This is a genomic window from Marinobacter sp. PE14 (genome assembly GCF_053566155.1).
This window is the reverse complement of sequence record NZ_JBQXNY010000002.1, coordinates 856,096-878,973: the sequence shown is the minus strand read 5'-3', so window position 1 is coordinate 878,973 and position 22,878 is coordinate 856,096. Positions and strand designations below refer to the sequence as shown.

22 protein-coding genes are annotated in these 22,878 nt (G+C 58.7%); 7 read left to right on the top strand and 15 right to left on the bottom strand.

Annotated elements, in window-relative coordinates:
• Positions 1–84: 84 nt before the first annotated feature.
• The 5 genes from phoU to ACWJ62_RS09770 form a co-directional block, all read right to left on the bottom strand.
• Positions 85–807 carry a phosphate signaling complex protein PhoU gene (phoU, locus tag ACWJ62_RS09790; RefSeq protein ID WP_088558819.1) on the bottom strand — a complete coding sequence of 241 codons (723 nt, stop codon included), beginning with the start codon at positions 805–807 and terminating at the stop codon, positions 85–87.
• Between the two features lie 33 nt (positions 808–840).
• Positions 841–1,728, bottom strand: a complete 888-nt coding sequence (gene pstB, locus ACWJ62_RS09785; RefSeq protein WP_449286006.1) for a phosphate ABC transporter ATP-binding protein PstB — start codon at positions 1,726–1,728, stop codon at positions 841–843.
• A gap of 11 nt (positions 1,729–1,739) precedes the next feature.
• Positions 1,740–3,014 (bottom strand): phosphate ABC transporter permease PstA, encoded by a 1,275-nt coding sequence (gene pstA, locus ACWJ62_RS09780; protein WP_449286005.1) that lies wholly within the window; start codon positions 3,012–3,014, stop codon positions 1,740–1,742.
• Positions 3,007–4,395 (bottom strand): phosphate ABC transporter permease subunit PstC, encoded by a 1,389-nt coding sequence (gene pstC / locus ACWJ62_RS09775; RefSeq protein WP_449286004.1) that lies wholly within the window; start codon positions 4,393–4,395, stop codon positions 3,007–3,009. The genes pstA and pstC overlap by 8 nt, the downstream gene beginning before the upstream one ends.
• Positions 4,396–4,532: 137 nt before the next feature.
• Positions 4,533–5,573 (bottom strand): substrate-binding domain-containing protein, encoded by a 1,041-nt coding sequence (locus ACWJ62_RS09770; RefSeq protein ID WP_449286003.1) that lies wholly within the window; start codon positions 5,571–5,573, stop codon positions 4,533–4,535.
• A gap of 197 nt (positions 5,574–5,770) precedes the next feature.
• Between ACWJ62_RS09770 and ACWJ62_RS09765 the strand changes: the two genes are divergently transcribed.
• Positions 5,771–6,175: an acyl-CoA thioesterase gene (locus ACWJ62_RS09765; protein ID WP_349519647.1), complete on the top strand. Its 405-nt coding sequence runs from the start codon at positions 5,771–5,773 to the stop codon at positions 6,173–6,175.
• 12 nt (positions 6,176–6,187) lie between these two features.
• On the opposite strand, the gene ACWJ62_RS09760 is transcribed toward ACWJ62_RS09765, so the two are convergent.
• From ACWJ62_RS09760 to ACWJ62_RS09750, 3 genes are all read right to left on the bottom strand, one after another.
• Positions 6,188–7,180 (bottom strand): dihydroorotate dehydrogenase-like protein, encoded by a 993-nt coding sequence (locus ACWJ62_RS09760; protein ID WP_449286002.1) that lies wholly within the window; start codon positions 7,178–7,180, stop codon positions 6,188–6,190.
• Positions 7,173–10,766 carry a pyruvate:ferredoxin (flavodoxin) oxidoreductase gene (gene nifJ, locus ACWJ62_RS09755; RefSeq protein WP_449286001.1) on the bottom strand — a complete coding sequence of 1,198 codons (3,594 nt, stop codon included), beginning with the start codon at positions 10,764–10,766 and terminating at the stop codon, positions 7,173–7,175. Before nifJ ends, ACWJ62_RS09760 begins: the two co-directional genes overlap by 8 nt.
• 110 nt (positions 10,767–10,876) lie before the next feature.
• On the bottom strand, positions 10,877–12,013 hold the full coding sequence (locus tag ACWJ62_RS09750; RefSeq protein ID WP_449286000.1) for a tRNA-queuosine alpha-mannosyltransferase domain-containing protein: 1,137 nt from the start codon (positions 12,011–12,013) through the stop codon (positions 10,877–10,879).
• A gap of 91 nt (positions 12,014–12,104) precedes the next feature.
• On the opposite strand from ACWJ62_RS09750, the gene ACWJ62_RS09745 reads away from it, so the two are divergent.
• On the top strand, positions 12,105–12,440 hold the full coding sequence (locus tag ACWJ62_RS09745; protein WP_449285999.1) for a TraR/DksA family transcriptional regulator: 336 nt from the start codon (positions 12,105–12,107) through the stop codon (positions 12,438–12,440).
• Between the two features lie 18 nt (positions 12,441–12,458).
• On the opposite strand, the gene ACWJ62_RS09740 is transcribed toward ACWJ62_RS09745, so the two are convergent.
• Positions 12,459–12,998: a sigma-70 family RNA polymerase sigma factor gene (locus ACWJ62_RS09740; protein WP_449285998.1), complete on the bottom strand. Its 540-nt coding sequence runs from the start codon at positions 12,996–12,998 to the stop codon at positions 12,459–12,461.
• A gap of 171 nt (positions 12,999–13,169) precedes the next feature.
• Here ACWJ62_RS09740 and ACWJ62_RS09735 point away from each other — a divergent pair, with 171 nt between their 5' ends.
• Both ACWJ62_RS09735 and ACWJ62_RS09730 read left to right on the top strand, forming a co-directional pair.
• Entirely contained in the window at positions 13,170–14,186 is a 1,017-nt protein-coding gene (locus tag ACWJ62_RS09735; RefSeq protein ID WP_449285997.1) for a permease, read from the top strand.
• A gap of 38 nt (positions 14,187–14,224) precedes the next feature.
• Positions 14,225–14,461: a thioredoxin family protein gene (locus ACWJ62_RS09730; protein ID WP_449285996.1), complete on the top strand. Its 237-nt coding sequence runs from the start codon at positions 14,225–14,227 to the stop codon at positions 14,459–14,461.
• On the opposite strand, the gene ACWJ62_RS09725 is transcribed toward ACWJ62_RS09730, so the two are convergent.
• From ACWJ62_RS09725 to ACWJ62_RS09715, 3 genes are all read right to left on the bottom strand, one after another.
• Positions 14,456–15,640: an MFS transporter gene (locus ACWJ62_RS09725; RefSeq protein ID WP_449285995.1), complete on the bottom strand. Its 1,185-nt coding sequence runs from the start codon at positions 15,638–15,640 to the stop codon at positions 14,456–14,458. The genes ACWJ62_RS09730 and ACWJ62_RS09725 overlap by 6 nt on opposite strands.
• A gap of 98 nt (positions 15,641–15,738) precedes the next feature.
• Positions 15,739–16,536 carry an ABC transporter permease gene (locus tag ACWJ62_RS09720; RefSeq protein WP_449285994.1) on the bottom strand — a complete coding sequence of 266 codons (798 nt, stop codon included), beginning with the start codon at positions 16,534–16,536 and terminating at the stop codon, positions 15,739–15,741.
• Complete coding sequence (locus ACWJ62_RS09715) at positions 16,523–17,131, bottom strand: ABC transporter ATP-binding protein (protein WP_449285993.1); 609 nt, start codon at positions 17,129–17,131, stop codon at positions 16,523–16,525. Before ACWJ62_RS09715 ends, ACWJ62_RS09720 begins: the two co-directional genes overlap by 14 nt.
• 89 nt (positions 17,132–17,220) lie before the next feature.
• Between ACWJ62_RS09715 and ACWJ62_RS09710 the strand changes: the two genes are divergently transcribed.
• On the top strand, positions 17,221–17,847 hold the full coding sequence (locus ACWJ62_RS09710) for a hypothetical protein (RefSeq protein WP_449285992.1): 627 nt from the start codon (positions 17,221–17,223) through the stop codon (positions 17,845–17,847).
• Between the two features lie 7 nt (positions 17,848–17,854).
• Here the strand turns inward: ACWJ62_RS09710 and arsJ are convergent, their stop codons facing one another.
• The 3 genes from arsJ to ACWJ62_RS09695 are packed head-to-tail and all read right to left on the bottom strand — an operon-like array spanning position 17,855 to position 20,865.
• Positions 17,855–19,048 carry an organoarsenical effux MFS transporter ArsJ gene (gene arsJ / locus ACWJ62_RS09705; protein ID WP_449285991.1) on the bottom strand — a complete coding sequence of 398 codons (1,194 nt, stop codon included), beginning with the start codon at positions 19,046–19,048 and terminating at the stop codon, positions 17,855–17,857.
• Between the two features lies 1 nt (position 19,049).
• On the bottom strand, positions 19,050–20,054 hold the full coding sequence (locus ACWJ62_RS09700) for an ArsJ-associated glyceraldehyde-3-phosphate dehydrogenase (protein ID WP_449285990.1): 1,005 nt from the start codon (positions 20,052–20,054) through the stop codon (positions 19,050–19,052).
• A gap of 46 nt (positions 20,055–20,100) precedes the next feature.
• On the bottom strand, positions 20,101–20,865 hold the full coding sequence (locus tag ACWJ62_RS09695; RefSeq protein ID WP_449285989.1) for a metalloregulator ArsR/SmtB family transcription factor: 765 nt from the start codon (positions 20,863–20,865) through the stop codon (positions 20,101–20,103).
• A gap of 91 nt (positions 20,866–20,956) precedes the next feature.
• Here ACWJ62_RS09695 and arsH point away from each other — a divergent pair, with 91 nt between their 5' ends.
• On the top strand, positions 20,957–21,673 hold the full coding sequence (gene arsH / locus ACWJ62_RS09690) for an arsenical resistance protein ArsH (protein ID WP_449285988.1): 717 nt from the start codon (positions 20,957–20,959) through the stop codon (positions 21,671–21,673).
• Positions 21,674–21,683: 10 nt separating this feature from the next.
• Positions 21,684–22,754, top strand: a complete 1,071-nt coding sequence (gene arsB / locus ACWJ62_RS09685; protein WP_449285987.1) for an ACR3 family arsenite efflux transporter — start codon at positions 21,684–21,686, stop codon at positions 22,752–22,754.
• The last annotated feature ends 124 nt before the right edge of the window (positions 22,755–22,878 follow it).

The window sequence follows — 22,878 nt, the reverse complement described above, 5'->3', positions numbered from 1 at the left end:
TGGCGAAAGCCAAGCGACCATGGACGGCTCGAGCGTGTCTCGGAAAGCCGCACCACACGGCGGCCCTCCTCCCAAGCCAAAAAATCAGCGGCCGACCACCTTCTCAGCCTCTTCCACAGGCGTATGACGAACGTCCTCGCCTTTGACCATGAAGATCACGTTCTCGGCGATGTTGCATGCGTGATCACCCACCCGCTCCAGGGCACGAAGCACCCACATCACGGACATGCACCGTGAGATGTTGCGGGTGTCTTCCATCATGAACGTCAGCAGGGTACGGGCCGCGGCCTGATATTCCTCGTCGACGCGCTTGTCTTCCTTCATGATCCGCAATGCCTGCTCCGAATCCAGACGGGCAAAAGCATCCAGCGCATCGTGGAGCATGCTGAGCACGTGGGTGCCGATGTGGCGCACTTCCACGTAGCCGCGCGGGGCCTGGCCCTCTTCCTGCAGCTTGATCGCAAGCTTGGCGATCTTCTTGGCCTCGTCACCAACCCGCTCCAGGTCGGCCACCATCTTGATCACCGAGATCACCAGACGCAGGTCCCGTGCCGTCGGCTGGCGACGGGCAATGATCAGGGTGGCTTCCTCGTCGATTTCCACTTCCATCCGGTCAACTTTCTTGTCGTTGGCACGGATTTCGTCGGCCAGATGACCATCGCCATCCACCAGGGCCTGAATGGCGTTCTCGACCTGGGATTCGACCATGCCACCCATTTTCAGGAACTCGGTCTTGAGCTCCATCAGTTCATTATTGAACTTGTGGGAGATGTGATCCCCGTAAACTTCGTCCTTCTTCGTAGGCATACTGTTCTTCTCCAAAATTCCTCAGGTCCGGAATCAGCCGAAACGGCCGGTGATGTAGGACTCGGTCAGCTCATGTTCCGGCGAGGTGAATACCTTGTTGGTCTCGTTCACTTCCACCAGGTGCCCCAGGTGGAAGTAGGCTGTGCGGTGCGATACCCGAGCCGCCTGCTGCATCGAGTGGGTCACGATAACGATCGTGTAGCTTTCGGACAGTTCTGCAATCAGCTCTTCCACTTTAGCCGTGGCGATAGGATCCAGCGCCGAGCAGGGCTCGTCCATCAGCACCACTTCCGGGCTCACGGCAATGGCGCGAGCGATACACAGACGCTGCTGCTGGCCGCCGGACATGCCGGTTGCGTTGGCATCCAGACGATCCTTTGCCTCGTCCCAGAGGCCGGCCTTGCGCAGGCTGTTTTCAACAATCTCGTCCAGATCCGACTTGCGGTTGGCCAGGCCGTGAATCCGGGGGCCGTAAGCCACGTTGTCGTAGATGGACTTGGGAAAGGGGTTCGGCTTCTGAAACACCATACCGACCCTGGCCCGCAGTTCCACCACATCCCGCTTGGGGTCGTAAATGTCGTGGTCGTCCAGTTGCAGGGAACCCTTCACACGACAGATATCAATGCTGTCGTTCATGCGATTCAGGCAGCGCAGGAAGGTGGATTTGCCGCAACCGGATGGGCCGATGAAGGCAATGACTTCGTTGCGGCCAATATCGAGGCTGATCTTCTTGATCGCGGGGGCATCGCCGTAGAACACTTCGACATCACGAAGCTTGAACTTCGGGTCGTCCGAGAACGGCTTACCGACGGTTTTGCCCTCTTCAATGATGGTTTCAGCGGGCTTTGATTCCTGAACTGACACGGCGACCTCATCCGGTTGGGTAACTTCACTGGCAATGGTTGTATTCACACTATTCATCTTGATTCTCCTTACCACCGGCGCTCGAGACGTTTACGCATCCAGATGGCCAATGCGTTCATACTGATCAGGAAGGCCAACAGCACCATAATGGCTGCCGACGCTCGCTCAATAAAGGCCAGCTCCGGGCTGCCCGCCCACAGGAAGACCTGAACTGGCAGAACCGTGGCCGAATCGAAGAACCCGTCCGGCACATCCACAATGAACGCCACCATACCGATCAGCAGCAGCGGCGCGGTTTCACCCAGGGCCTGGGCCATACCGATGATGGAACCGGTGAGCATGCCCGGCATGGCCAGCGGCAGCACATGATGCAACACCACCTGCATCTTGGAGGCGCCGATACCTTCCGCCGCCTCTCGGATCGAGGGCGGTACGCTTTTGATCGCGGCCCGGCTGGAAATGATGATGGTCGGCAGCGTCATCAACGTCAGAACCAGACCACCAACCACAGGAACCGAACGTGGCATCCCGAACAGGTTGATAAACACCGCGAGGCCAAGCAGACCAAAGATGATGGACGGCACCGCCGCCAGGTTATTGATGTTGACCTCAATGAAGTCGGTGAACTTGTTCTGGGGCGCAAACTCCTCCAGATAGATCGCGGCAGCGACACCGATCGGGAACGACAGGATCAGGGTAACGAACATTGTCAGCAGGGAACCGACAATGGCGCCGAGAATACCTGCCTTGGACGGATCACGGGAATCGCCACCACTGAAAAACACGTCGTTGAAAGATGTCTCGACAACATCCCGCTCCAGCAGATCATCCACCCAAACTTTCTGCTGGTCGTTCAGCTTGATCGAGTAGGCGTCATCCCCTGCGTGCTTGACGTAGACATCCACGTCCGTGTGCGTGAGAAATGTCATGGTCTGAGTCGTGTCCAGCCACTCGGGATTTGCCTTCAGGGCATCCCGGAGCGTCACCGAGGCGTAGGGGTTGATCAGTTCGCGAACCTGTTTCCGGTCATCCTCGGTTGCTCCGGGGATCTCTTTGATCAGCGCCTGAACCAACGGCTCTACAAAATCGGCCATCTTGACCTGGCGCTCGTCCGTGGGATCATCCAGGTACATCATTTCACCATCCAGCTGAACATCCATGGTGATGGTGGTTTTGACGAAGCCGGTATAACCCTTGCCGATGATATCGGTGAACAGGATTAACAGGGCCCCCAGGGCAATGGCGATAGCCAGTATGCCGTAGGCGCGGAAACGGCGTTCCTTACGGTAGCGGCGCTTGAGCGACTGGCGGACAATTTCCGCCTGTGAACGTTGGTCAGTCATACTGTTCCCGATATTTGCGTACGATTTTCAGTGCAATGACGTTGAGCAACAGGGTTGACAGGAAGAGCATGGCGCCCAATGCGAAGGCCGCCAGCGTCTTGGCGCTGTCGAATTCCTGGTCACCGGTGAGCAGGGTCACGATTTGCACCGTGACGGTGGTAACCGTTTCCAGCGGATTGGCGGTCAGGTTGGCCGCCAGCCCTGCGGCCATAACCACGATCATGGTCTCGCCGATAGCCCGGGAAACCGCCAGCAGAATACCGCCCATGATGCCGGGCAGTGCAGCGGGGAAAATCACCTTCTTCATGGTCTCGGACTGGGTGGCTCCGAGCGCCAGAGAGCCATCACGCATGGCCTGTGGCACGGCATTGATCACGTCATCCGACAAGGAGGACACAAACGGAATGATCATGATGCCCATAACGGCACCGGCGGCCAGGGCACTCTGGGATGACGCCTCGATACCCATGGAGGCGGCCACATCGCTGATAAACGGCGCGACAGTCAGGGCGGCGAAGAAGCCGTAAACCACGGTGGGAATACCGGCCAGCATTTCCAGCAATGGCTTGACCACCCCGCGCACTTTTCTACCGGCGTATTCCGACAGGTAAATGGCCGACAGCAAGCCCACCGGCACGGCCACAACCATGGCAATGGCAGAAATCAGCAGGGTACCTGTAAACAGGGGGATCATCCCGAAGGCACCCTGGGAAGCCACCTGATCAGCACGGAGTGCCGTTTGGGGACTCCAATGACTACCAAAGATAAATTCGGTGAAGGGCACCTTGCCAAAGAAACGAAAGGTCTCGAACGCCACCGAGAAAATGATTCCGACGGTAGTCAATATAGCCAGGGCCGCGCAGGCGAAAAATACCCATTTGAGAATGGACTCAACCTGGGCACGGGCATTCAGGCGCGGCCGGATTCTCAACCACCCGAGAAAACCCGCAAGCACAGCAACCGAGATAACCAGACCAGACATGAGGAACCGACTCTGCGTGCGCAGCGATTGCAAACGCTCCGCAGCCTCGGCTATCGGGGCTTCAACAAAGCCTGGAGGCAAGGCTCCACTGGCCACATTGCTGATTTTGCTCAACAGCAGGCTCGCTTCACCATCGCTTGCCGGAATCATGCCGTCCGGCAGACCACCAATAACAATCAGCTGGATGACTTTGCCCTGGAATGCCGCCCATAAACCAAGCACGAGGAGGGCTGGAATGCCGCTCCAGAATGCCGCTCTGGCTCCATAGTAAAAAGGAAGGGATTTGAGATGACGGATCCCACCCAGCGGCATCGCCAACGACCGGGAACGAGCGTAACCGAGCCAATAGGCCACGATCGCCAGCACCAGAGTCAGTAATAAAAGATTAGCCGGTTGCATGAAAATTCCTGTATTCGACTTCGGATTGGCGCACAGTTTACAGATTCAGCTCTGCACTGGCACCGGATCGTCCAAACGTGCAAAAGGTGCGGGTCTCCATCGAGACCCGCACCTCCATTCTTGACCGGACGGCGGTCTTACTTGAGCTCGTCCAGGGTCAGGTTCGGCATGCTTTCTGCCTTGTCCATCAGATCCATCAGCGCGGAACGGGGCGGCACGATCAGGCCAACATCTTTCAGGTAGCCGTTCTGGCCCATGGCAGCGTTGCTGGTGAACTCGCTAACGTATTCCGCGATACCCGGAACCACACCAACGTGGGCCTTCTTCACATAGAAGAACAGGGAGCGGGCCACCGGGTACTCATCCGCAGCAATGGCTTCGGCAGTCGGCACCATGCCGTTCAGGGTTGCAGCTTGCAGACGGTCTGCGTTTTCTTCCAGGAAGCTGTAACCGAATACGCCGTACATGCCGGTGTCGCCAATCAGCTTCTGCACGATCAGGTTGTCGTTCTCACCCGCTTCGATAAAGGCGCCGTCTTCACGAACGCTTTCACAAATAGAGGCATGCTCGTCCTTGCCCAGGTTAGCGGCTTCCGGCAGCTCATCACACCCGGCGGCCAGGGCCAGCTCGTTGAATGAGTCACGGGTGCCAGAAGTCGGGGGCGGACCCATTACGCGGATCGGCTTGTTCGGCAGGCTGGAGTCAACGTCGCTCCAGTTCTTGTTGGGGTTGGCTACCCACTCACCGTTGACGGGTACTTTGGAACCCAGGGCGAGGAACAGCTGCTCAAGCGTGAGCTCAAGGTTTTCAGCGTTCTTGGAGCTGGCGATCACGATGCCGTCAGAACCGATGCGGAACTCGGTAATGTCTGTAACGCCGTTGCTCTGGCACAGTTCGAATTCAGAAGTCTTCATCCGACGCGAGGCGTTGGTGATATCCGGATGCTGGGTACCGATGCCCTGGCAGAACAGCTTGAGACCGCCGCCAGAACCGGTAGATTCCAGCTTGGGCGTGCTGAAGTCGGTCTTGGTGCCGAAGCGCTCGGCAACAACAGTGGCGAACGGATAAACAGTGGAGGAACCCACGATGCTGATGGTGTCACGGGCCATGGCCGGTGCAGACATGGCGGCCACGGAGCCGGCCAGTGCTACAGTCGCGAGTGCTTTGTTCAGTTTCATCACGTCAAGTCTCCATTATTCGGTTTGGACGTTGTGTCGGATGTGTTTTACCGATGTGTGCAGACTAATGGCACTCTGTGACAACTTTGTTACAGCTTCTGAAATATAGTCTGGAATGTTCAAATTTGCTTGCAGCGGCGCTCCAGCCCGCTACCATGCGTGTTAAAACAATTCCAGGCTCGCAAGAAGGCAGTACTATGACAGCGTTAGATGATGACAAACCCACGCCCCGTGGCGAACTCACCCTGCAGATTATCCCGCTCCCCTCAGACACCAATGCCAATGGCGATGTCTTCGCCGGCTGGCTGGTGAAACAGATGGATCTCGCCGCCAATACCATGGCCGGACGGATTTCCCAGGGCCGTAATGCCACCGTGGCCATGGACCGGATGGAGTTTTTGTCACCGTTGCGAGTAGGATCTCAGGTAGGTTGCTACTGCGAACTCGTCGATATCGGCCGTAGTTCCATGAAAATCAGCGTGGAAGTGTGGACCCTTGACCGCACCGCCAAGAATCCACGCAAGGTGACCGAGGGCCTGTTCGTCTACGTCGCCATTGATGAGCACGGTCGAATCCGCGAGGTGCCGGAGCAGGTTCTCTGAACCTTCACCGCTCTATTTCCAACCGTGCAGAAGGCGGGCGTAATTAAGACGCTCCCAGGTTCGGGCATTGGGGGCGTTCGCCATTGACAGAACGCCCCGTGCTTCGGCCAGCGAGCGGTATCCCATTCCGGATAGCCGAGCAGTCATTTCCCGGGTAATCCTCGACAGGGCGCCGGCACCCTCCGACAGCACGGCCGAGACCACCTGCACAGCAGAAGCGCCCGAAAGAATCGCTTTTGCCGCATCGTCACCACTATGAACGCCACCTGAAACCGCCATCTCCAGTGTTGTCTGGCCATAAAGTATGGCGGCTGCGTGTAACCGCAACGGCAGCTCGGCACTGGTCGACAGCACCACCTCACGGCTTAACTCCAGCTCATCCAGATCCATATCCGGCTGATAGAACCGATTGAACAACACCACGCCCCGGGCCCCTGACTCTTCGATACCGGCGACGAACGCAGGCAACGCCGAGTAGAAAGGCGATAGCTTGACGCTGACCGGAATGCTCACCTGCTCAGCCACTGACCTCACAACCGAGAGTTGCCTCTGTTCCAGTGCCTCTGCTGTTTCCTCCGGGTCCGAGGCCAGGTCGTAGAGATTCAGTTCGATGGCATGGGCGCCCGCCGCTTCCAGCTCACGTGCATGCCTGGTCCAGCCACCCGCTGAAATACCGTTGAGCGAGGCAATCACCGGCACACCCAGTGAGTGTCGCAACAGCTCCAGCCGCTGCAGGTAACTGTCCGATCCCATCTCGAACAGTTCGGATTCGGGAAAAAACGATCGGGCCTCGGCGTCCATGTTGATCCGCGAATCAATAAACCGATGGGCCGCCATCTGCTCCTCCACCAACTGCTCCTCGAACAGCGAATGCATCACCACGGCACCGGCGCCAGCGTCGACACAGGCTTTCAGCGCGTCCAGGTCATCAGTCAGCGGACTGGCTCCGACCACGAGGGGCGAGCGAAGTTCCAGCCCCAGCCAACGGGTTGCCAATTCAGTCATGACGTTCACCCTTTTCGTTGTCAGCGTCAGAAGTTTCGTGGGGCTCAAAGTGGATCCCCGCCAACTGTTTGTAGAGTTCACGCTGCTCAGTCGCCGCCTCAGAAGCTGCGGCCACCAGCTGCTCGTAGCGTTGGGGGTCCCGCAGCTCCAGCATCCGGAACCGGGCCTCTTCCTGCATATAGGCTTTCATGGTCACCTTCTGGCGCAGGGAATCCAGCTGCAGGGGTGGCAAACCTTCATGGATACGGCGGGGGTCGAACCGATACAGCGGCCAGGCCCAACTGTCCACGGCTCGCTTCTGCTGTGCCGGCGAGTGCACCAGGTCATAACCGTGAGCGATGCACGGGCTGTGGGCAATGATCAGTGCCGGGCCATCGAAGCTCTCCGCTTCCTGCAGGGCCTTGGTGGTGTGGTTGCTGTGGGACTGCATGGCAATCTGAGCAACGTAGACATGGCCGTAGCTCATGGCGAGCAGGCCCAGATCCTTCTTGCGTGTGGCCTTGCCGGCAGCGGCGAACTTGGCAATCGCCCCCATGGGCGTGGCCTTGGATTGCTGGCCGCCGGTGTTGGAATAGACTTCGGTGTCGAGTACCAGCAGTTTCAGGTTCTGCCCCGAGGCCAGGGCGTGGTCGAGACCGCCATAACCAATATCGTAGGCCCAGCCATCGCCCCCTATTACCCAGACACTCTTCGGGCAGAGTTCATCGGCCAGGCTGTCCAGCTCCCGGGCCTCTGGCGTCTGCTTGTCCGCCAGCCAGTTCCGGAGCTGCTCAATCGCTGTGCGCCTTAATGCCATTGCCGATTCATCAACGGTGGTGCAGGCGCTGGTCAGCTCCGAGTAGAGCGCGTCAGGCAGTTCTTCCCGGAACCCGTCCAGTAACTGCCCGGCCCGACCGACAAGCTTGTCCAGCCCCAGACGCATGCCCAGACCCAGTTCCGCCGCGTCTTCAAACAGCGAGTTATTCCAGGTAGGCCCACGGCCGTCTGCATTCACTGTGTAAGGCGTGGTGGGTAGATTGCCGCCATAAATCGAGGAACAGCCGGTGGCGTTAGCGATCAGCAGCCGGTCACCCACCAGCTGGGTCAGCAGCCGGATATAGGGTGTTTCACCGCAGCCGGCACAGGCGCCGGAATATTCGAACAGGGGAATCAGCAGCGGCAGGGATTTGAAGTCACGGGGGATACGATCCCGGGGCACATCCGGCAACTGCCGGAAAAATGCCAGGTTCTCTGCTTCTACCTCACGGTGCTCTTCGATCGGCTGCATATTGATGGCTTTGCGTTTGGGCTGGGTGCGGTCCTTTGCCGGGCAGACCTCGACACACAAGCCACAGCCGGTGCAGTCATCCGGCGCCACCTGAATCCGGTAATCCAGACCTTCCAGTTCAGAGGTCTGGGTTTCCGGCACCACCTCGAACGCCTCCGGCGCCCCTTTGACCGACTCGGGTTCAAACACCTTGCTGGTGATCGCGGTGTGCGGACAGATCATCGCGCAGAAGTTACACTGCACGCAGAGGTCGGACTCCCAGATGGGTATTTCCAGTGCGATGGTTCGCTTCTCGTACTGGCTGGTTCCCATTGGCCAGGTACCATCCGGCGGGAACGCGCTGACCGGCAGTTTCTCTCCCTGCCCTTCCAATAACAGGCGAGTGACTTTCTGCACAAAGTCCGGCGCATTCTCGGGCACCCTCGGCGGTCGGGTGCGGGTGGCCGTTACCTTGTCCGGGACCGGCACCTCGTGCAGGTTGTCCAGGGCCGAGTCCACCGCTTCCACGTTGCGGCGCACCACTTCCGGCCCGCGGCGGCCCCAGGTTTTGCGAATGGATTCCTTGATATGGGCAATGGCCTCTTCCCGGGGCAGGATATCCGCCAGGGCAAAGAAGCAGACCTGCATCACGGTGTTGATCCGCCGTTCCAGACCAGCCTTTTCCGCCACCTCGGCGGCATCAATCACGAACAGCCGGGCCTTGCGCTCGACCAATACCCGCTGGACCTCGACCGACAGCCGATCCCAGACTTCTTCCTTTGACCAGGGCACATTGAGGAGCACCGTGGCACCCTCGGCAGCGTGTTCAAGCACATCAAACCGCTCCAGGAACTGGGGCGCGTGAATGGCCACAAACTGGGCCCTGTTGATCTGGTAACTGGACCGGATGGGCAGCGGCCCGAACCTCAGATGGGAGACGGTGGTAGCGCCGGATTTCTTGGAGTCATAGACAAAATGGCCCTGGGCGAAAAGCTCCGTGCCCTCCCCCAGAATCTTGATGCTCGCCTTGTTGCTGCTGACGGTGCCATCGGCGCCGAGACCGAAGAACAGCGCCCGGCGGGTTTTCGGGGATTCAATATCCAGTTCGTTGTCCACGTCCAGCGAGAGATGGCTGACATCGTCGCGCACGCCAACGGTGAAGCGGGTTTTCGGTGCTGCCACTTTCAGTTCGTCAAAAATGGCGCAGACCATGGCCGGCGTAAACTCCCGCGAGGACAGTCCATATCTGCCGCCGATCACCCGGGGCAGCACCTTCCGATCCCCTCGGCTATAGGCTTCCATCAGGGCACCGCTGACTTCCAGCAACAAGGGCTCACCCTGGGCGCCGGGTTCCTTGGTGCGGTCCAACACCGCGAGATGTTCGACGGTATCGGGCAAAGCGTCGAGAAAACGCGCCGTGGCAAAGGGCCGGAACAGGCGGACCTTGAGGACCCCAACCTTCTCGCCCTGCGCCAGCAGCCACTCCACCGTTTCATGGGCGCATTCGGCCCCGGAACCCATCAGGATGACCACCCGGTCGGCCTCAGGGTGCCCAACGTAATCGAACAGACGGTATTGCCGGCCGGTAATACCGGCGAAACGGTCCATCACGGCTTCCAGCTTCTCCGGAAATGCCTGATAGAAGGGGTTGATGGCCTCCCGGGCCTGGAAGAAGGCGTCGGGGTTCTGGGAGGTGCCTCGAACTACTGGCCGATCCGGTGTCATCCGGCGACTCCGGTGCGCCTCCAATCCTTCGTGAGGCACCAGGGCCCTCAGGTCGTCATCGCTCAAGGCAGCGATTTTGGAGATCTCATGGGAAGTCCGGAAGCCGTCGAAAAAGTGCATCACCGGCACCCGGCTTTCCAGGGTGACAGCGTGGCCGATGGCCGCGAGGTCCTGAGCCTCCTGCACTGATCCCGAGGCCAGCAGGGCAAATCCGGTACCGCGGGCACTCATTACATCGGAATGGTCGCAGAAGATGGACAGGGCGTGGGTGGCGATGCTGCGCGCAGCAATATGCATGCAGAAGGGCGAAAGCTCACCGGCAATCTTATACAGATTGGGCAGCATCAGCAGCAGCCCCTGGGACGCGGTAAAGGTGGTCACCAGTGAACCGGCCTGCAGTGCACCGTGCATGGCACCGGCGGCACCCGCTTCGGACTGCATTTCGACCACACTGGGCACCTGCCCCCAGAGGTTGGTTTTGCCCAGAACCGCCCAGTCATCCGCGTGCTCGCCCATGACCGAGGCAGGGGTAATCGGATAGATGGCGATGGTCTCGCTCAGGCGATAAGCCACCGAAGACACCGCTTCATTGCCATCGAGGGTATGAAACTCCATGGCCACGACTCCTTGTGGTGAGGCCGAAAGACAGTTCTGAGTCTAGTATCGGCCGGGCTAACCGCAAAGGAACGGGATTGATCTGAGACAGGTTTGGAGAAGAAACAGGCTCAGGAACTGCCTGATCCTGTAGTGATCAGGTGTTGCAACAGCGACCGATAGTCACCGGCCAGGCTGGATGCCCGCCAACCCTCCGGCGGGCAGGCCCGAGGTTGTTCTTCCAACAGTTGTTCAAGCGTGTCAGCAGCCGCTTCAGCCTCCAGCGCCGCATCCTCTTCGTGACTCTCATAGCGACACCGGTCCGGCACGTACTCCCGATAGGCCAAGCGATCCGGAGCCAGGGGCACACAACCTGAAGCCATGGCTTCGAGCATCGAGAGCCCCTGAAAATCGTGCATTGCCGTGGAGACTACAATATCCGCCCGACGCAGCAGCTGATCATAGTCTTCCCGGCTGTCCAGGAAGCCCCAGTGCTCGATGCGACCACCAAACTCTTCCCGGATGCGGTCGAACGCCTTCGGATAGCTGCGAAACCGCTCGCCCACCACGCTCAACCTGAACGGTACCGACCGCTGCTCAAGCACCCGTAAGAAATTCGAAAGACGATCCGGCCCTTTGTCGTATTCCCAGCGATGGTTCCAGAGCAGGTGCGGACAGGTTCGGCCCAAAAGTGGCGGGCGATCCGCAAACAACCGGTCTTCAATCGGCACCGGTATCACCCGGGATTTGTCACGCAGGGTCTCGATTAGCCCCTCAGGCACTCTGTCAGGCAGTTTTCGGACGAAAGAACTGACGCCTACCAGAAAACTGTCCCGGTTCCAGCCGCTGTTGAACACCACACAGTCGGCAGAAAGGGCACTGTAGAGGTTCACCATCTGTGGATCGGCGCTGGCGTTCTGGCCGCTGGATACCGGAAAGGCGAACTGATTTTCATGCATGTACAGCAGGCAGGGTGTACGGGCCAGGCGCGGGTGCAAACCCCGCAGGGTTGCCAGATCCACCATGGATGTCGCAATAATCAGATCCCAGTGTTCCTGCAGGAGCGGCTCATGCAGCCAACTAAGCGGGTTGCCTCGGATACGCCAGCGGAAGAACCTGGCTGGCAATAACAGACTCTCCCATTCAAATCCCGGAAACATGGCGGACAACTGCTCGCGCCAACGCCTGTGACTGGCAGCATCGTAACCGGAGAGCACAAGAATCCTCAGTGCTTCGCCACGGGAGTTATGTGATGCAGATCCAGTCATTATAGGATTGGTCTAGAGGAGAGTGGAAAGCCTATCAGAGGCCTACAACCGGATCAAAAGCCACGAGATCCATACTGGGAGAACACGACCCATGACGCCAGAAGAACGAGATACGTTTCGTCAGCTCTTGCTGAAACTCCATGAAGACCTGCTGTCAACCAGTGAAGTGCGGGATGAAGCCAGTGACACCGTACACCTCGACCAACAGAGCGTTGGCCGACTCTCCCGGATGGACGCACTGCAAGGGCAGGCCCTGGCCAAAGCGGGCAAGGAACGGGCAGAGCGACAACTGAAAATGATCGAAGCCGCCTTGATGCGGATCGACAACGATGAGTATGGCGAGTGCATGGAGTGTGGCGAGCCGATCAACCCGAAGCGTCTGGAGATTGATCCGACTACTCTCTATTGCATTGAGTGCGCGCCATAACAGCTATTACAGGGGGCCTCAGACCTCGCGGTTGGCGGTATGGCAGCAAACCCGGCCTGAAGAATCCAGGACAACGTTACAGCGAACTGCCAACTGATCCCGCAGTCTTTGTCTGGCGCGACGAATGCGTGCTTTGGCGGCCGGCAATGAAATTGCCTCCCTGCGGGCAAATTCATCCTGGGAAAGCGGGCCCAGATCGCAGGCTTCCAGAATCTCCCGATCTTCATCTGAGAGCTCGGGCAAAGCCCCCCGAATACAAACATCCAGCTCTGCCACCGGATCTGCCTCATCACCGGGACGATCGGGTAAATACTCAGGCACCGGCACCCAGTTCTTTTGCAAGCGATAATTGTCTGTTAACGCATTTCTGGCCACCCGGAATAACCAGCTCCGGGGATTGTCCAGCTCGCAAAAGGAACGCCCCTCGCGCATGGCCTTGAGAAACACCTCCTGAAGCATATCGTCGCTCTGTGCGGGTTCTCGCAACTGGCCGAGCAGAAAATGGCGGAGTTCTGCCTGATGCTCTTGCCAGGCTCGCAAAACGCACTCAAATGACATTTCCAGCACCTCTCGCTTGCAGCTTTCCAATCCCGCTGGATTCCATAACAGCCGTCCATTGATAGCGGAGATTTTTCAGAAAAGTCATTAGTGGACACATCAAGAGTATCCTTTCAGCGGGTTATTCGTCTTCAGGTTACCAGGTTTCATTTACAGAGGCGCAAAACGGCAATGCTTGATTACTTTTCTGATTTTGCCACCTGGCTGGCCTACGAGATTCTTGGTCTGGATCCAGCCACAAAGATAGGCACGTCAGTCCATTTTTTCATTGAAGACACCACCAAAATTCTGTTCCTGCTGGTGGTGATGATTTACATCATTGCACTCGCCCGCGCCGCACTGGACCTCGAGCGGGTACGCGCCTACATACAGAGCAAGAACCGCCTTGCCGGCTACGTTTTTGGTTCCGGCTTCGGGGCGATCACACCGTTCTGCTCCTGCTCCAGCATCCCGCTGTTCCTGGGCTTTACCAGCGCAGGAATACCTCTCGGCATCACCATGGCGTTCCTGTTCACATCACCGATCATCAATGAAGTTGCCGTGATCATGCTCTGGAGCCTGCTGGGCTGGAAGTTCACCCTGGCCTATGTGGTGATCGGCATGACCGTCGGCATTGTCGGGGGCATGATACTCGATAGCCTGAGAGGCGAGCGCTGGCTGAAGGACTTCGCTGCCAAAGCCTATCAGAAGGCCGCAAAGGCAGCTCATGAACAGCCGGATAACACCGAGGCTCCCGAATCCCGAAAGATGACCTTTGCCGAGCGCCATCGGTTCGCAAAAGACGAACTCCGGGAAATCGTCGGGCGAATCTGGAAGTGGGTACTGATCGGCGTCGGCCTTGGCGCGGCCCTGCACGGCTTCGTACCCGAAGGCTGGTTTGCCGACAACCTGGGCTCCGGCCAATGGTGGAGCGTGCCAGCGGCGGTTTTCGCGGGTCTCCCGCTCTATTCCAATGCCACTGGCGTCATTCCTGTGATGGAGAGCCTGATCGTCAAGGGACTACCAGTGGGCACCACGCTCGCCTTCTGCATGAGCACCGTGGCGGCCAGTTTCCCGGAGTTCATCATGCTCAAACAGGTGATGACCTTCCGCCTCCTTGCATTGATTTTTGCCATCCTGCTGGCCAACTTCATGGTAGTCGGCTGGGTCATCAATGCCATAGAGCCCTGGCTATTTGCCGGGTTCTGAAGGCAAATTCACTATTAACGAATATCAGGAGAAAACCGATGAAGACCTTTGAAGTGCTGGGGACCGGCTGCAAAAAGTGCGTAAAGACAGCCGAAAGCATCGAACGGTTGGCCAAGGAACTGGGGCAGACCGTGAACGTAGAAAAAGTCACCGATCCGGCCAGAATTATGGAGTACCAGGTCATGGCCACGCCCGCGGTAGCCGTTGACGGCAAGGTGGTGCACAGCGGTTCCATACCGGGCCGAGACGAGATTACCCGTTGGCTGGAGTCATGATCTGACCGGTTCAGAACGCGCTTTTCCCAGCGACCACAAGCCAAGTACGGGCCCGGGAACCAACAAAAGCACCACCCAGACTCCCAGCTGTCCCCAGAGACCGCTGGTGAGCCAGATGGCTGGTAGTGTCAGGCCAAACCCGACCGCGTTCATCACCGCCAGAGAGGAACCAACCGTCTCACGAGGCGCGGTCTCTGCGGCCAACGCTGAAAACTGGGGTGAATCTGCGATCACCGCGATCCCCCAGACAACCAGCAACGCGATGAGCAAAACCGGGGGTACCCCATTCAACCACGGGTATAAGAGACAGAAAGCCCCGGAGGCCATCAGCGCCCACCGCGCTACCGACTCGCTGCCCAGGGTGCGACTGAACCGGCCACCACCAACGCAGCCGACGGCGCCAATGCCAATCACGGCAAACGACAGCCAGGGAATCAGTACCTCACTCTGCCCGAGACGCTGCAGTTCCCGGCCAATCAATAAGGGTGTCAGCGTCCAGAAGGCGTAGAGCTCCCACATATGCCCGAAATAGCCGCCGGCTACGGCGCGAAATCTGGGTATACGCAGCGCGGCGAGTCCCTGACTCAGCGGCAGCCGGCCATTGCCTTTTGGCAGGTGCGGCCCGTCGCCGAGCAGCCACACCATCAGACCTCCGGCCAGGGCAAGGCAGGATGACGCCACCAGCGGCCACTCCCACGGCATCCCCAGGGTCGCCCCACGCATCAGATGTGGCAGGGCCGTGCCAAGGGTGAGCATGCCCACCAGCCAGGCGAGCGCGGCGCCGGCGTATTTTGGCGTCCAGGCAATGACCATTTTCATGCCCAGGGGATAGATGCCGGCCAGACAAAGGCCGGTGGCGAATCGCAGCAGGAAATCAAGCGGCGGCAGCCCCGCGGCGAAGATAAACCCGCCATTTACCAGAGCACCGAGAAGACTGGATATAGCAAAAATCCGACTGGCGCCATAGCGGTCTGCAAGGCCAGTTACGGCGATCGTCAGCGTACCCGCGATGAAGCCGGCCTGAACCGCTAGCGTCAACCGGCCCAGATCAGGTTCCGTTAACCCAAGTTCTGAAGCGAGCGACAGCCAGACGCCATTGATACTGAACCAGAGTGACGTGCCGAAGAGCTGAGCCAGCACAATAACAGGCAGTGGATAACGTCTCAGGTAATCAATCATTGTTGCTGTCTTTTCTCCAACCAATGCGCAAAGCCTAGCCTCATGGGAGGCAGCTGGCCCATGCTACTTTGGTGTCTGGTTGGTATTGGGCTGCTGTTTCAGTGTTTCACCAGTCGGTCCAGTCGCAGACGCTCACGGTCGTCAAACAGTCTGCGACCGCCCCAGGAAACCGCCATGAGAGCACCGAAACCGGTGCCGACGGTGATGATCAGCATCACCAGGATCTGGTATTTCACCGCCACTGCCGGCGGACTGCCCGCGAGAATCTGGCCAGTCATCATGCCGGGCAGGCTGACGATACCGGCGGCGGCCATGGCGTTAATGGACGGCATCATACCACTGCGCATGGCGTCTCTCCGGATATCCTCCAGCGCCTGCTGCCAGGTTTGGCCCAGCATCAGGCGGTTCTCGATGACGGCCCGCTGCCGCCAGACCGATTCATTCAAACGGTCCAGCGCCAGGCTGACGCCTGTCATGGTGTTGCCGAGCATCATGCCCAACAGGGGAATGGCGTACTGCGGGGTGTACCAGGGATCTGGGCCGATCACTACCGTGAGCGCCAGTACCGTCACCGAAAAGGAGGACACGAACATCGATCCTGTGCCGATACCGAACGCCCACCAGCCCTGAAGCCGTCGGCCCTGACGCGCAACAACCTCTCGGCCGGCAACCAGAAGCATCACCAAGGCCATTAAGGCGACCCAGTAAAACCCGGACGACGCAAACAATGCCTCCAGCACCAACCCGATCAGCGCCAGCTGAATGACCGTGCGAAGTGCAGCGATCAGCAGGTTTCGGGTAATGCCCAGACGGGCCAGATAGCCCGTCGCAGCCAGGGCAAGCACCAGCAGCGCTGCAAGCCCCAACTTCCACCAGGCCAGATCAATCACTTCCATCTGCGCGCTCCAGACTCGTGCCAAGGATCCGGTAGTGGGCATCGGCCACTCGATGAATCTGGCCAACGTCATGGGCGACCCAGAGCACTGCGATCTGCCGTCTACGGATTTCCTCAAGCAGCCAGGTTTCAATGGCTTCTGTGCTCTCGTTGTCGAGGTTGGCGGTGGGTTCGTCCAGTAAGAGAACCTCAGGTTCAAGCACCAGGGCCCGCCAGAGCGCGAGCCGCTGTCGCTCACCGGAAGACAACCGACTCACCGACCACTCCATGACCCCGGGCGGAAAACCCAGCGCTGACGGCAACCCTGCCTTTACATCATCCGGGAAGTGACCTCCCACCTCATCAAACCACCACTGGCTGTCTGCCGGCACCATCACCACCCGGCTTCGCCACTGGTGGGCTGGCATATCCTGCTGGCAAGTATCACCCACAGACACGGTGCCGCCATGAGGCTCCAGGTCTGCCACAGCCCTCAGCAGGCGACTCTTGCCGCTGCCCGAAGGACCGGACAGACAGGCAACCTGTCCACCTGGTACCGTCAAAGACACATTACTGAGAGTGCCAACGCAGAGATTTTCCAGCACCAAATCTGTCAAGATAGCATCACCAGGGCTCGCCAACGTTCATAATGGATATACCATTGCACAGTGTCCTGCCAACAACCAACCACACAGGCCAGGGATGTATGAAGCTTCGATCTCTTATTACGTTCACACTGGCATCTGCACTGACTGCCCCGCCGTTGGCAGCAGAGGTCAGCCTGGCACCGTTTGCAGGGTATCGCATGAGCAGTTCGGTGGATATCGAGACCGCCGGCGCCAGCACCTCAGACCAGATCGACTTCCGGGATTCCGCCAGCCAGGGGCTGGTGTTCAATTTTGATCTGCCGGACCCTGGCAAACAGGGAGAACTCTATTTCGGGCGGCAGAGCACTTCGGCCAGACTGGACAGTGGCCTGTTCGCACCGGGCGTGGATTCCATCGATCTTACGATCTACCAACTCCAGTTCGGCGGGCTTTATTTCCCGAGCGGGCAGAATCACGGCGGTTTTGTCTCTGGTGTGTTCGGGGTTACCCGGCTGGAACCGGACGATTCGAGATACGAAACCCACCACCGGGCCGCCCTGTCTCTGGGTGGTGGCTATCAGTTTTTTCTGACGGAACAACTGCGCCTGCGGCTGGATCTGCGCGGTGTGTACACCGCCCTGAATTCGGGAGGTTCCGCGTTCTGCTCAGGTGGCTGCGAACTCAGATTCGACAGCAGCGGCTACCTGCAGGTGGAAGCCGCCGCAGGGCTGGCCATTCGGTTCTGAGGGCCGCTCAGGCTGTCACTGGCCGCCGCTCGGGCAACATCAGGGACAGCAGCGCGGCCATGGCCACCAGACCGGAAGATATCCACAGGCAGGCCTCCAATCCGTAGGCCTGATACACCCACCCGGACAGAATTGTTCCCAGTAGCCTGCCAGCCGCATTGGACATGTAATAGAACCCCACATCCAGCGACACGCCATCACCGCGGGCATAGCTAACGATGAGATAGCTGTGCAGCGACGAGTTGACGGCAAACAGCACGCCAAACAACAGCAAGCCACCAACAATCACAAACTGGGGCGACCAACCCGCCGTCAGGCCGATGGCAATCGCTGCCGGAATCAGCGCCAGCGCTGCTGCCCAGAGAACAGCAGGCTGTTTGCCTTCCATGTTGCCGGTGATGCGCGGCGCGATGGTCTGGATAAAGCCATAGCCGATAATCCAGGTGGCCATAAAGCCACCCACTTTCCAGAAATCCCAGCCAAACACCGTGTGCAGGTAGACGGGCAAGGCCACCACGAACCAGACATCCCGGGCACCGAACAGGAACATGCGGGCCGCAGACAACACATTGATAGCCCGGCTTTTGGACAGGATCTCGCTGAACTTCGGCTTGGCCTTGCTCTTGCCCAGGTCCTGTCCCAGCAGAAAGAGGCTCATCAGCCAGACCAGTCCCAGCGAAACCGCCATAATAATGACCGCACCCGTAAAGCCTGCAGCCATTAACAGCACACCACCGAGGAAAAAGCCGACGCCCTTGAGGGTGTTCTTGGAACCGGTGAGAATCGCCACCCATTTGTACAGCGTGCCCTGCTGCTCATCCGGGACCAGCAACTTGATACCACTCTTGGCGGACATCTTGTTCAGATCCTTGGCAATCCCCGACAGAGCCTGCGCCGCCATTACCCAGGGTACCGTGAGCATCGCCGCCGGAACCGCCAGCATGCCCAGCGCCACAATCTGCAGGAACAGCCCGATGTTCATGGTGCGGTTCAGCCCCATGCGGGCGCCCAGGTACCCGCCCACCAGGTTGGTCACCACCCCGAAGAATTCGTAAAAGATGAACAGCAGAGCGATCGCCAGGGGCGAGTAACCCAGCTGGTGAAAATGCAGCACCACCAGCATCCGCAGGGCACCATCGGTGAGGGTAAAGGCCCAGTAGTTACCGGTGATCACCAGGTACTGTCGGATGGCAGCCGTCATATCAGGCAGCACCCACCCTGCGCGCGAGCTCCGCGGTGCGGTTGGCGTAGCCCCATTCGTTGTCGTACCAGGCGTAGATTTTCACCTGGGTGCCGTTGACCACCAGGGTGGACAGAGCGTCAACGATAGAAGAACGCGGGTCGGTCTTGTAATCGATCGATACCAGCGGTCGCTCTTCATAACCCAGGATGCCTTTGAGCTCACCTTCAGCGGCTTCTTTCAGCAACTGATTCACCGCCGCACGATCGGTCGGTGTCTCCACTTCAAACACGCAATCGGTCAGCGACGCATTGGTTAGCGGCACGCGCACGGCGTGGCCATCCAGACGCCCTTTCAGTTCCGGGAATATTTCGATAATCGCCGTTGCTGAACCGGTGCTGGTGGGGATCAGTGAACTGCCGCAGGCCCTTGCCCGGCGCAGATCCTTGTGAGGCGCATCAATGATGGTCTGGGTGTTGGTCAGGCTGTGAATGGTGGTGATGGAGCCGTGTTTGATGCCCAGCTTTTCGTGAATCACCTTAACCACCGGCGCCAGGCAGTTGGTGGTGCAGGAGGCGGCGGTGACAATGCGGTCATTGGCCGGGTCGAAAATATCGTCGTTCACACCCAACACAATGTTCTTGGCGCCTGCCTCCTTCACCGGTGCGGTGACCACGACCCGTTTCACGCCCTGGTCCAGGTACGCCTGCAAGGCACTCACCTTTTTGTTCATGCCACTGGCCTCGATCACGAGATCGCAGCCGGACCAGTCGGTTTCACCGATGGTTCGATTGTGAGTCACGCGAATGCGCTGGCCGTCGATGACGACATCGGTTCCGTCCGCAGTGGCTTCCTGGCTCCAGCGACCATGGATGCTGTCAAAGTTGAGCAGATGGGCCAGTGTCCCGGCATCGGCACCCGGGTCGTTGATCGCCACAAATTCCATGTCCGGCCACTGCCAGGCAGCCCGCAACGCCAGCCGACCGATTCGGCCAAATCCGTTAATTCCGATCTTGATCTTGCTCATGATGCGCTCCTGATGGATCTGTTCTGAAAATTAAACCACGGCAGCATTACAGGCATTGGACAGACGGGCGGTCTGCCATGGCCTGTAACCGCGTAAGCGGGTTCTCTATCAAACGGTCGTTATGGCTCGCGGTTTCATCCAGTATCCGGACCAGCCATGGGGGAATTCCCGGATTCAACGAATAGTAGATCCACTGGCCCCGACGCTCTGTTGCCAGCAGGCCCGCGTCGCGCAATGTGGCCAGATGCCGGCTGACCTTTGGCTGGGGCGCTTCAAAGGCTGCCGTAAGCTCGCAGACGCAGAGTTGTCCCTGGCTACGGATCAGCAACATAGCCGCAAGGCGGAATTCGTCCGCCAGTGCCTTAAAAACCGCGACCGGGTCATAGCTGGCTGGCTTCGGGCCGATTTCTTTCTGGTGTACAAGGGCGAACAGCGCAATGCGCTCCCTGATTTCCTTGAGCGTAAGGGCAAAGGTCGCATGACGGTTTGCCGGTACCGGATCGGCAAAATCCCAGGCAATCTGCTGGGCCGGCTGACAAGCCGTGCCGCACTCGTTCGCGGCTTTCTCGCACAGGGTAATCACGTAATCCCAATATTGTCCCTGCACATCGGCCAGCTGCTTGCTATGCAATCCTTCGGTGGATATGCCGACTTCCTCAAGCACCTGCAGTGCCATCGGGTGGGGCCTGGTTGGCTCGGTACCGGCGCTGGCCACTTCAAACCGGTCTCCGGCCATATCTCGCAGTAACGCTTCTGCCATCAGGGAACGGGCACTGTTGGCGGTACAGACAAATAAAACCCGGCGCTTCATATCTCAATTTCCATATATTCGTTTTTATGAATATCTGTTTTGATGCATAATAGATTCAGCCTCTCCATGAGTAAAGGAATCTGCCAACAAAATGAGCACTCAGGACCTCCCCAACGTCGACAAAGAGCTTTTCAACGCTCCCACAACGGATCAGTTATTCAAGGCAAAGCCTTCGTCACATCCGCCACGGATTCTGTTGCTGTATGGCTCGTTGCGGGAACGCTCGTTCAGTCGACTGGCTGTTGAAGAGGCTGCCCGATTGCTCGAAGCCATGGGCGCGGAAACCCGGGTATTTAATCCCCGGGGGCTGCCTCTGGCCGACGCAGAAGAGGCCTCTCATCCGAAGGTGCAGGAATTGCGGGATCTTGCCCAATGGTCCGAGGGTATGGTCTGGTGTTCGCCAGAACGTCATGGCGCGATGACCGGCATCATGAAAACCCAAATCGACTGGATACCGCTGTCTATTGGCGGCATGCGCCCCACCCAGGGTAAAACCCTCGCGGTGATGCAGGTCTGTGGCGGCTCCCAGTCCTTCAATGCTGTCAATCAGTTGAGGGTGCTTGGCCGATGGATGCGTATGGTCACCATCCCTAACCAGTCCTCGGTGCCCAAGGCGTTTATGGAGTTCGACGATAACGACCGCATGAAACCTTCGCCCTTCTACAATCGCATCGTCGATGTGATGGAGGAATTGGTGAAATTTACCCTGCTGATCCGGGACCGGAGCGACTACCTGACCGACCGGTATTCGGAGCGGGTAGAGAGTGCCGAGGAAGTGTCCAAACGCGTCAACCAGCGGTCCATGTGAGGGTCAGGCAATGAGCAGCAATACCGAAACCACTGAGGCGCACGACACCGGCGAAGGCATGGATCTGTTCGGCAGGTACCTGTCGGTCTGGGTAGCTTTGGCCATCATCGCAGGCGTCGCCCTCGGACAGTTTGCGCCGGTAGTGCCGGAAACCCTGTCCCGTTTCGAGTACGCGCAGGTCTCTATCCCCATCGCCATTCTGATCTGGGCGATGATTTTCCCGATGATGGCGCAGATTGATTTCAGTGCCGTGGTCGGCGTGCGAAAAGAGCCAAAGGGGCTGGCCATCACCACCATAGTGAACTGGCTAATCAAGCCCTTCACCATGTTTGCCATTGCCTGGTTCTTTCTGATGGTGGTGTTCGAGCCATGGATTGCGCCGGGGCTGGCCAGCGAGTACCTGGCCGGCGCCATTTTGTTGGGTGCTGCGCCCTGCACCGCCATGGTGTTCGTCTGGAGTTACCTGACCAAAGGCGATGCCGCCTACACCCTGGTTCAGGTATCCCTGAACGACCTCATCATGCTGTTTGCCTTCGCACCAATTGTTGTTTTCCTGCTGGGCATTTCCGACATCCAGGTGCCCTGGGATACCGTGCTGCTGTCCGTCGTCCTGTACATCGTCATTCCCTTAACGGCCGGCTACCTGACCCGCCGCGCCCTCATTTCCCGGCACGATCAGCAATGGTACGACGACGTTTTCATGAAGCGCCTCAGCCCGGTCACTCCGGCGGCGCTGATCGTCACCCTGGTGCTGCTCTTCGCCTTCCAGGGTGAAGTGATTCTGAACAACCCCCTGCACATCGTGCTGATCGCCGTGCCATTGATTGTTCAGACCTTCCTGATTTTCTTTTTGGCCTACGGCTGGGCGAGGCTCTGGAAAGTACGCCACTGCATTGCCGCGCCGGGCGCCATGATCGGTGCCAGCAACTTCTTCGAACTGGCCGTGGCCGCCGCCATCGCACTGTTCGGCCTACAATCCGGCGCAGCGCTGGCCACCGTGGTTGGTGTGTTAGTCGAGGTTCCTCTGATGCTGGTGCTTGTTCGCATCGCCAACAAGACCCGGGATCGGTTTCCGGCGTAATATAGCGGCGGCCAGCGCCAGGCTTTTGGTCACGGCGCTGGCCTCACTCGCATTACCTGTTCAGCCCACTCACACCCTGCTAATATCGCGGCCACATTTCTGACGCACCGAATCTGACGGAATA

Excerpts from the sequence above, each read along its gene's own strand:
- phoU (WP_088558819.1), bottom strand. The coding sequence starts at position 807 with ATGCCTACGAAGAAGGACGAAGTTTACGGGGATCACATCTCCCACAAG.
- pstB (WP_449286006.1), bottom strand. The coding sequence starts at position 1,728 with ATGAATAGTGTGAATACAACCATTGCCAGTGAAGTTACCCAACCGGAT.
- pstA (WP_449286005.1), bottom strand. The coding sequence starts at position 3,014 with ATGACTGACCAACGTTCACAGGCGGAAATTGTCCGCCAGTCGCTCAAG.
- pstC (WP_449286004.1), bottom strand. The coding sequence starts at position 4,395 with ATGCAACCGGCTAATCTTTTATTACTGACTCTGGTGCTGGCGATCGTG.
- ACWJ62_RS09770 (WP_449286003.1), bottom strand. The coding sequence starts at position 5,573 with ATGAAACTGAACAAAGCACTCGCGACTGTAGCACTGGCCGGCTCCGTG.
- ACWJ62_RS09765 (WP_349519647.1), top strand. The coding sequence starts at position 5,771 with ATGACAGCGTTAGATGATGACAAACCCACGCCCCGTGGCGAACTCACC.
- ACWJ62_RS09760 (WP_449286002.1), bottom strand. The coding sequence starts at position 7,180 with ATGACTGAATTGGCAACCCGTTGGCTGGGGCTGGAACTTCGCTCGCCC.
- nifJ (WP_449286001.1), bottom strand. The coding sequence starts at position 10,766 with ATGGAGTTTCATACCCTCGATGGCAATGAAGCGGTGTCTTCGGTGGCT.
- ACWJ62_RS09750 (WP_449286000.1), bottom strand. The coding sequence starts at position 12,013 with ATGACTGGATCTGCATCACATAACTCCCGTGGCGAAGCACTGAGGATT.
- ACWJ62_RS09745 (WP_449285999.1), top strand. The coding sequence starts at position 12,105 with ATGACGCCAGAAGAACGAGATACGTTTCGTCAGCTCTTGCTGAAACTC.
- ACWJ62_RS09740 (WP_449285998.1), bottom strand. The coding sequence starts at position 12,998 with ATGTCATTTGAGTGCGTTTTGCGAGCCTGGCAAGAGCATCAGGCAGAA.
- ACWJ62_RS09735 (WP_449285997.1), top strand. The coding sequence starts at position 13,170 with ATGCTTGATTACTTTTCTGATTTTGCCACCTGGCTGGCCTACGAGATT.
- ACWJ62_RS09730 (WP_449285996.1), top strand. The coding sequence starts at position 14,225 with ATGAAGACCTTTGAAGTGCTGGGGACCGGCTGCAAAAAGTGCGTAAAG.
- ACWJ62_RS09725 (WP_449285995.1), bottom strand. The coding sequence starts at position 15,640 with ATGATTGATTACCTGAGACGTTATCCACTGCCTGTTATTGTGCTGGCT.
- ACWJ62_RS09720 (WP_449285994.1), bottom strand. The coding sequence starts at position 16,536 with ATGGAAGTGATTGATCTGGCCTGGTGGAAGTTGGGGCTTGCAGCGCTG.
- ACWJ62_RS09710 (WP_449285992.1), top strand. The coding sequence starts at position 17,221 with ATGAAGCTTCGATCTCTTATTACGTTCACACTGGCATCTGCACTGACT.
- arsJ (WP_449285991.1), bottom strand. The coding sequence starts at position 19,048 with ATGACGGCTGCCATCCGACAGTACCTGGTGATCACCGGTAACTACTGG.
- ACWJ62_RS09700 (WP_449285990.1), bottom strand. The coding sequence starts at position 20,054 with ATGAGCAAGATCAAGATCGGAATTAACGGATTTGGCCGAATCGGTCGG.
- ACWJ62_RS09695 (WP_449285989.1), bottom strand. The coding sequence starts at position 20,865 with ATGAAGCGCCGGGTTTTATTTGTCTGTACCGCCAACAGTGCCCGTTCC.
- arsH (WP_449285988.1), top strand. The coding sequence starts at position 20,957 with ATGAGCACTCAGGACCTCCCCAACGTCGACAAAGAGCTTTTCAACGCT.
- arsB (WP_449285987.1), top strand. The coding sequence starts at position 21,684 with ATGAGCAGCAATACCGAAACCACTGAGGCGCACGACACCGGCGAAGGC.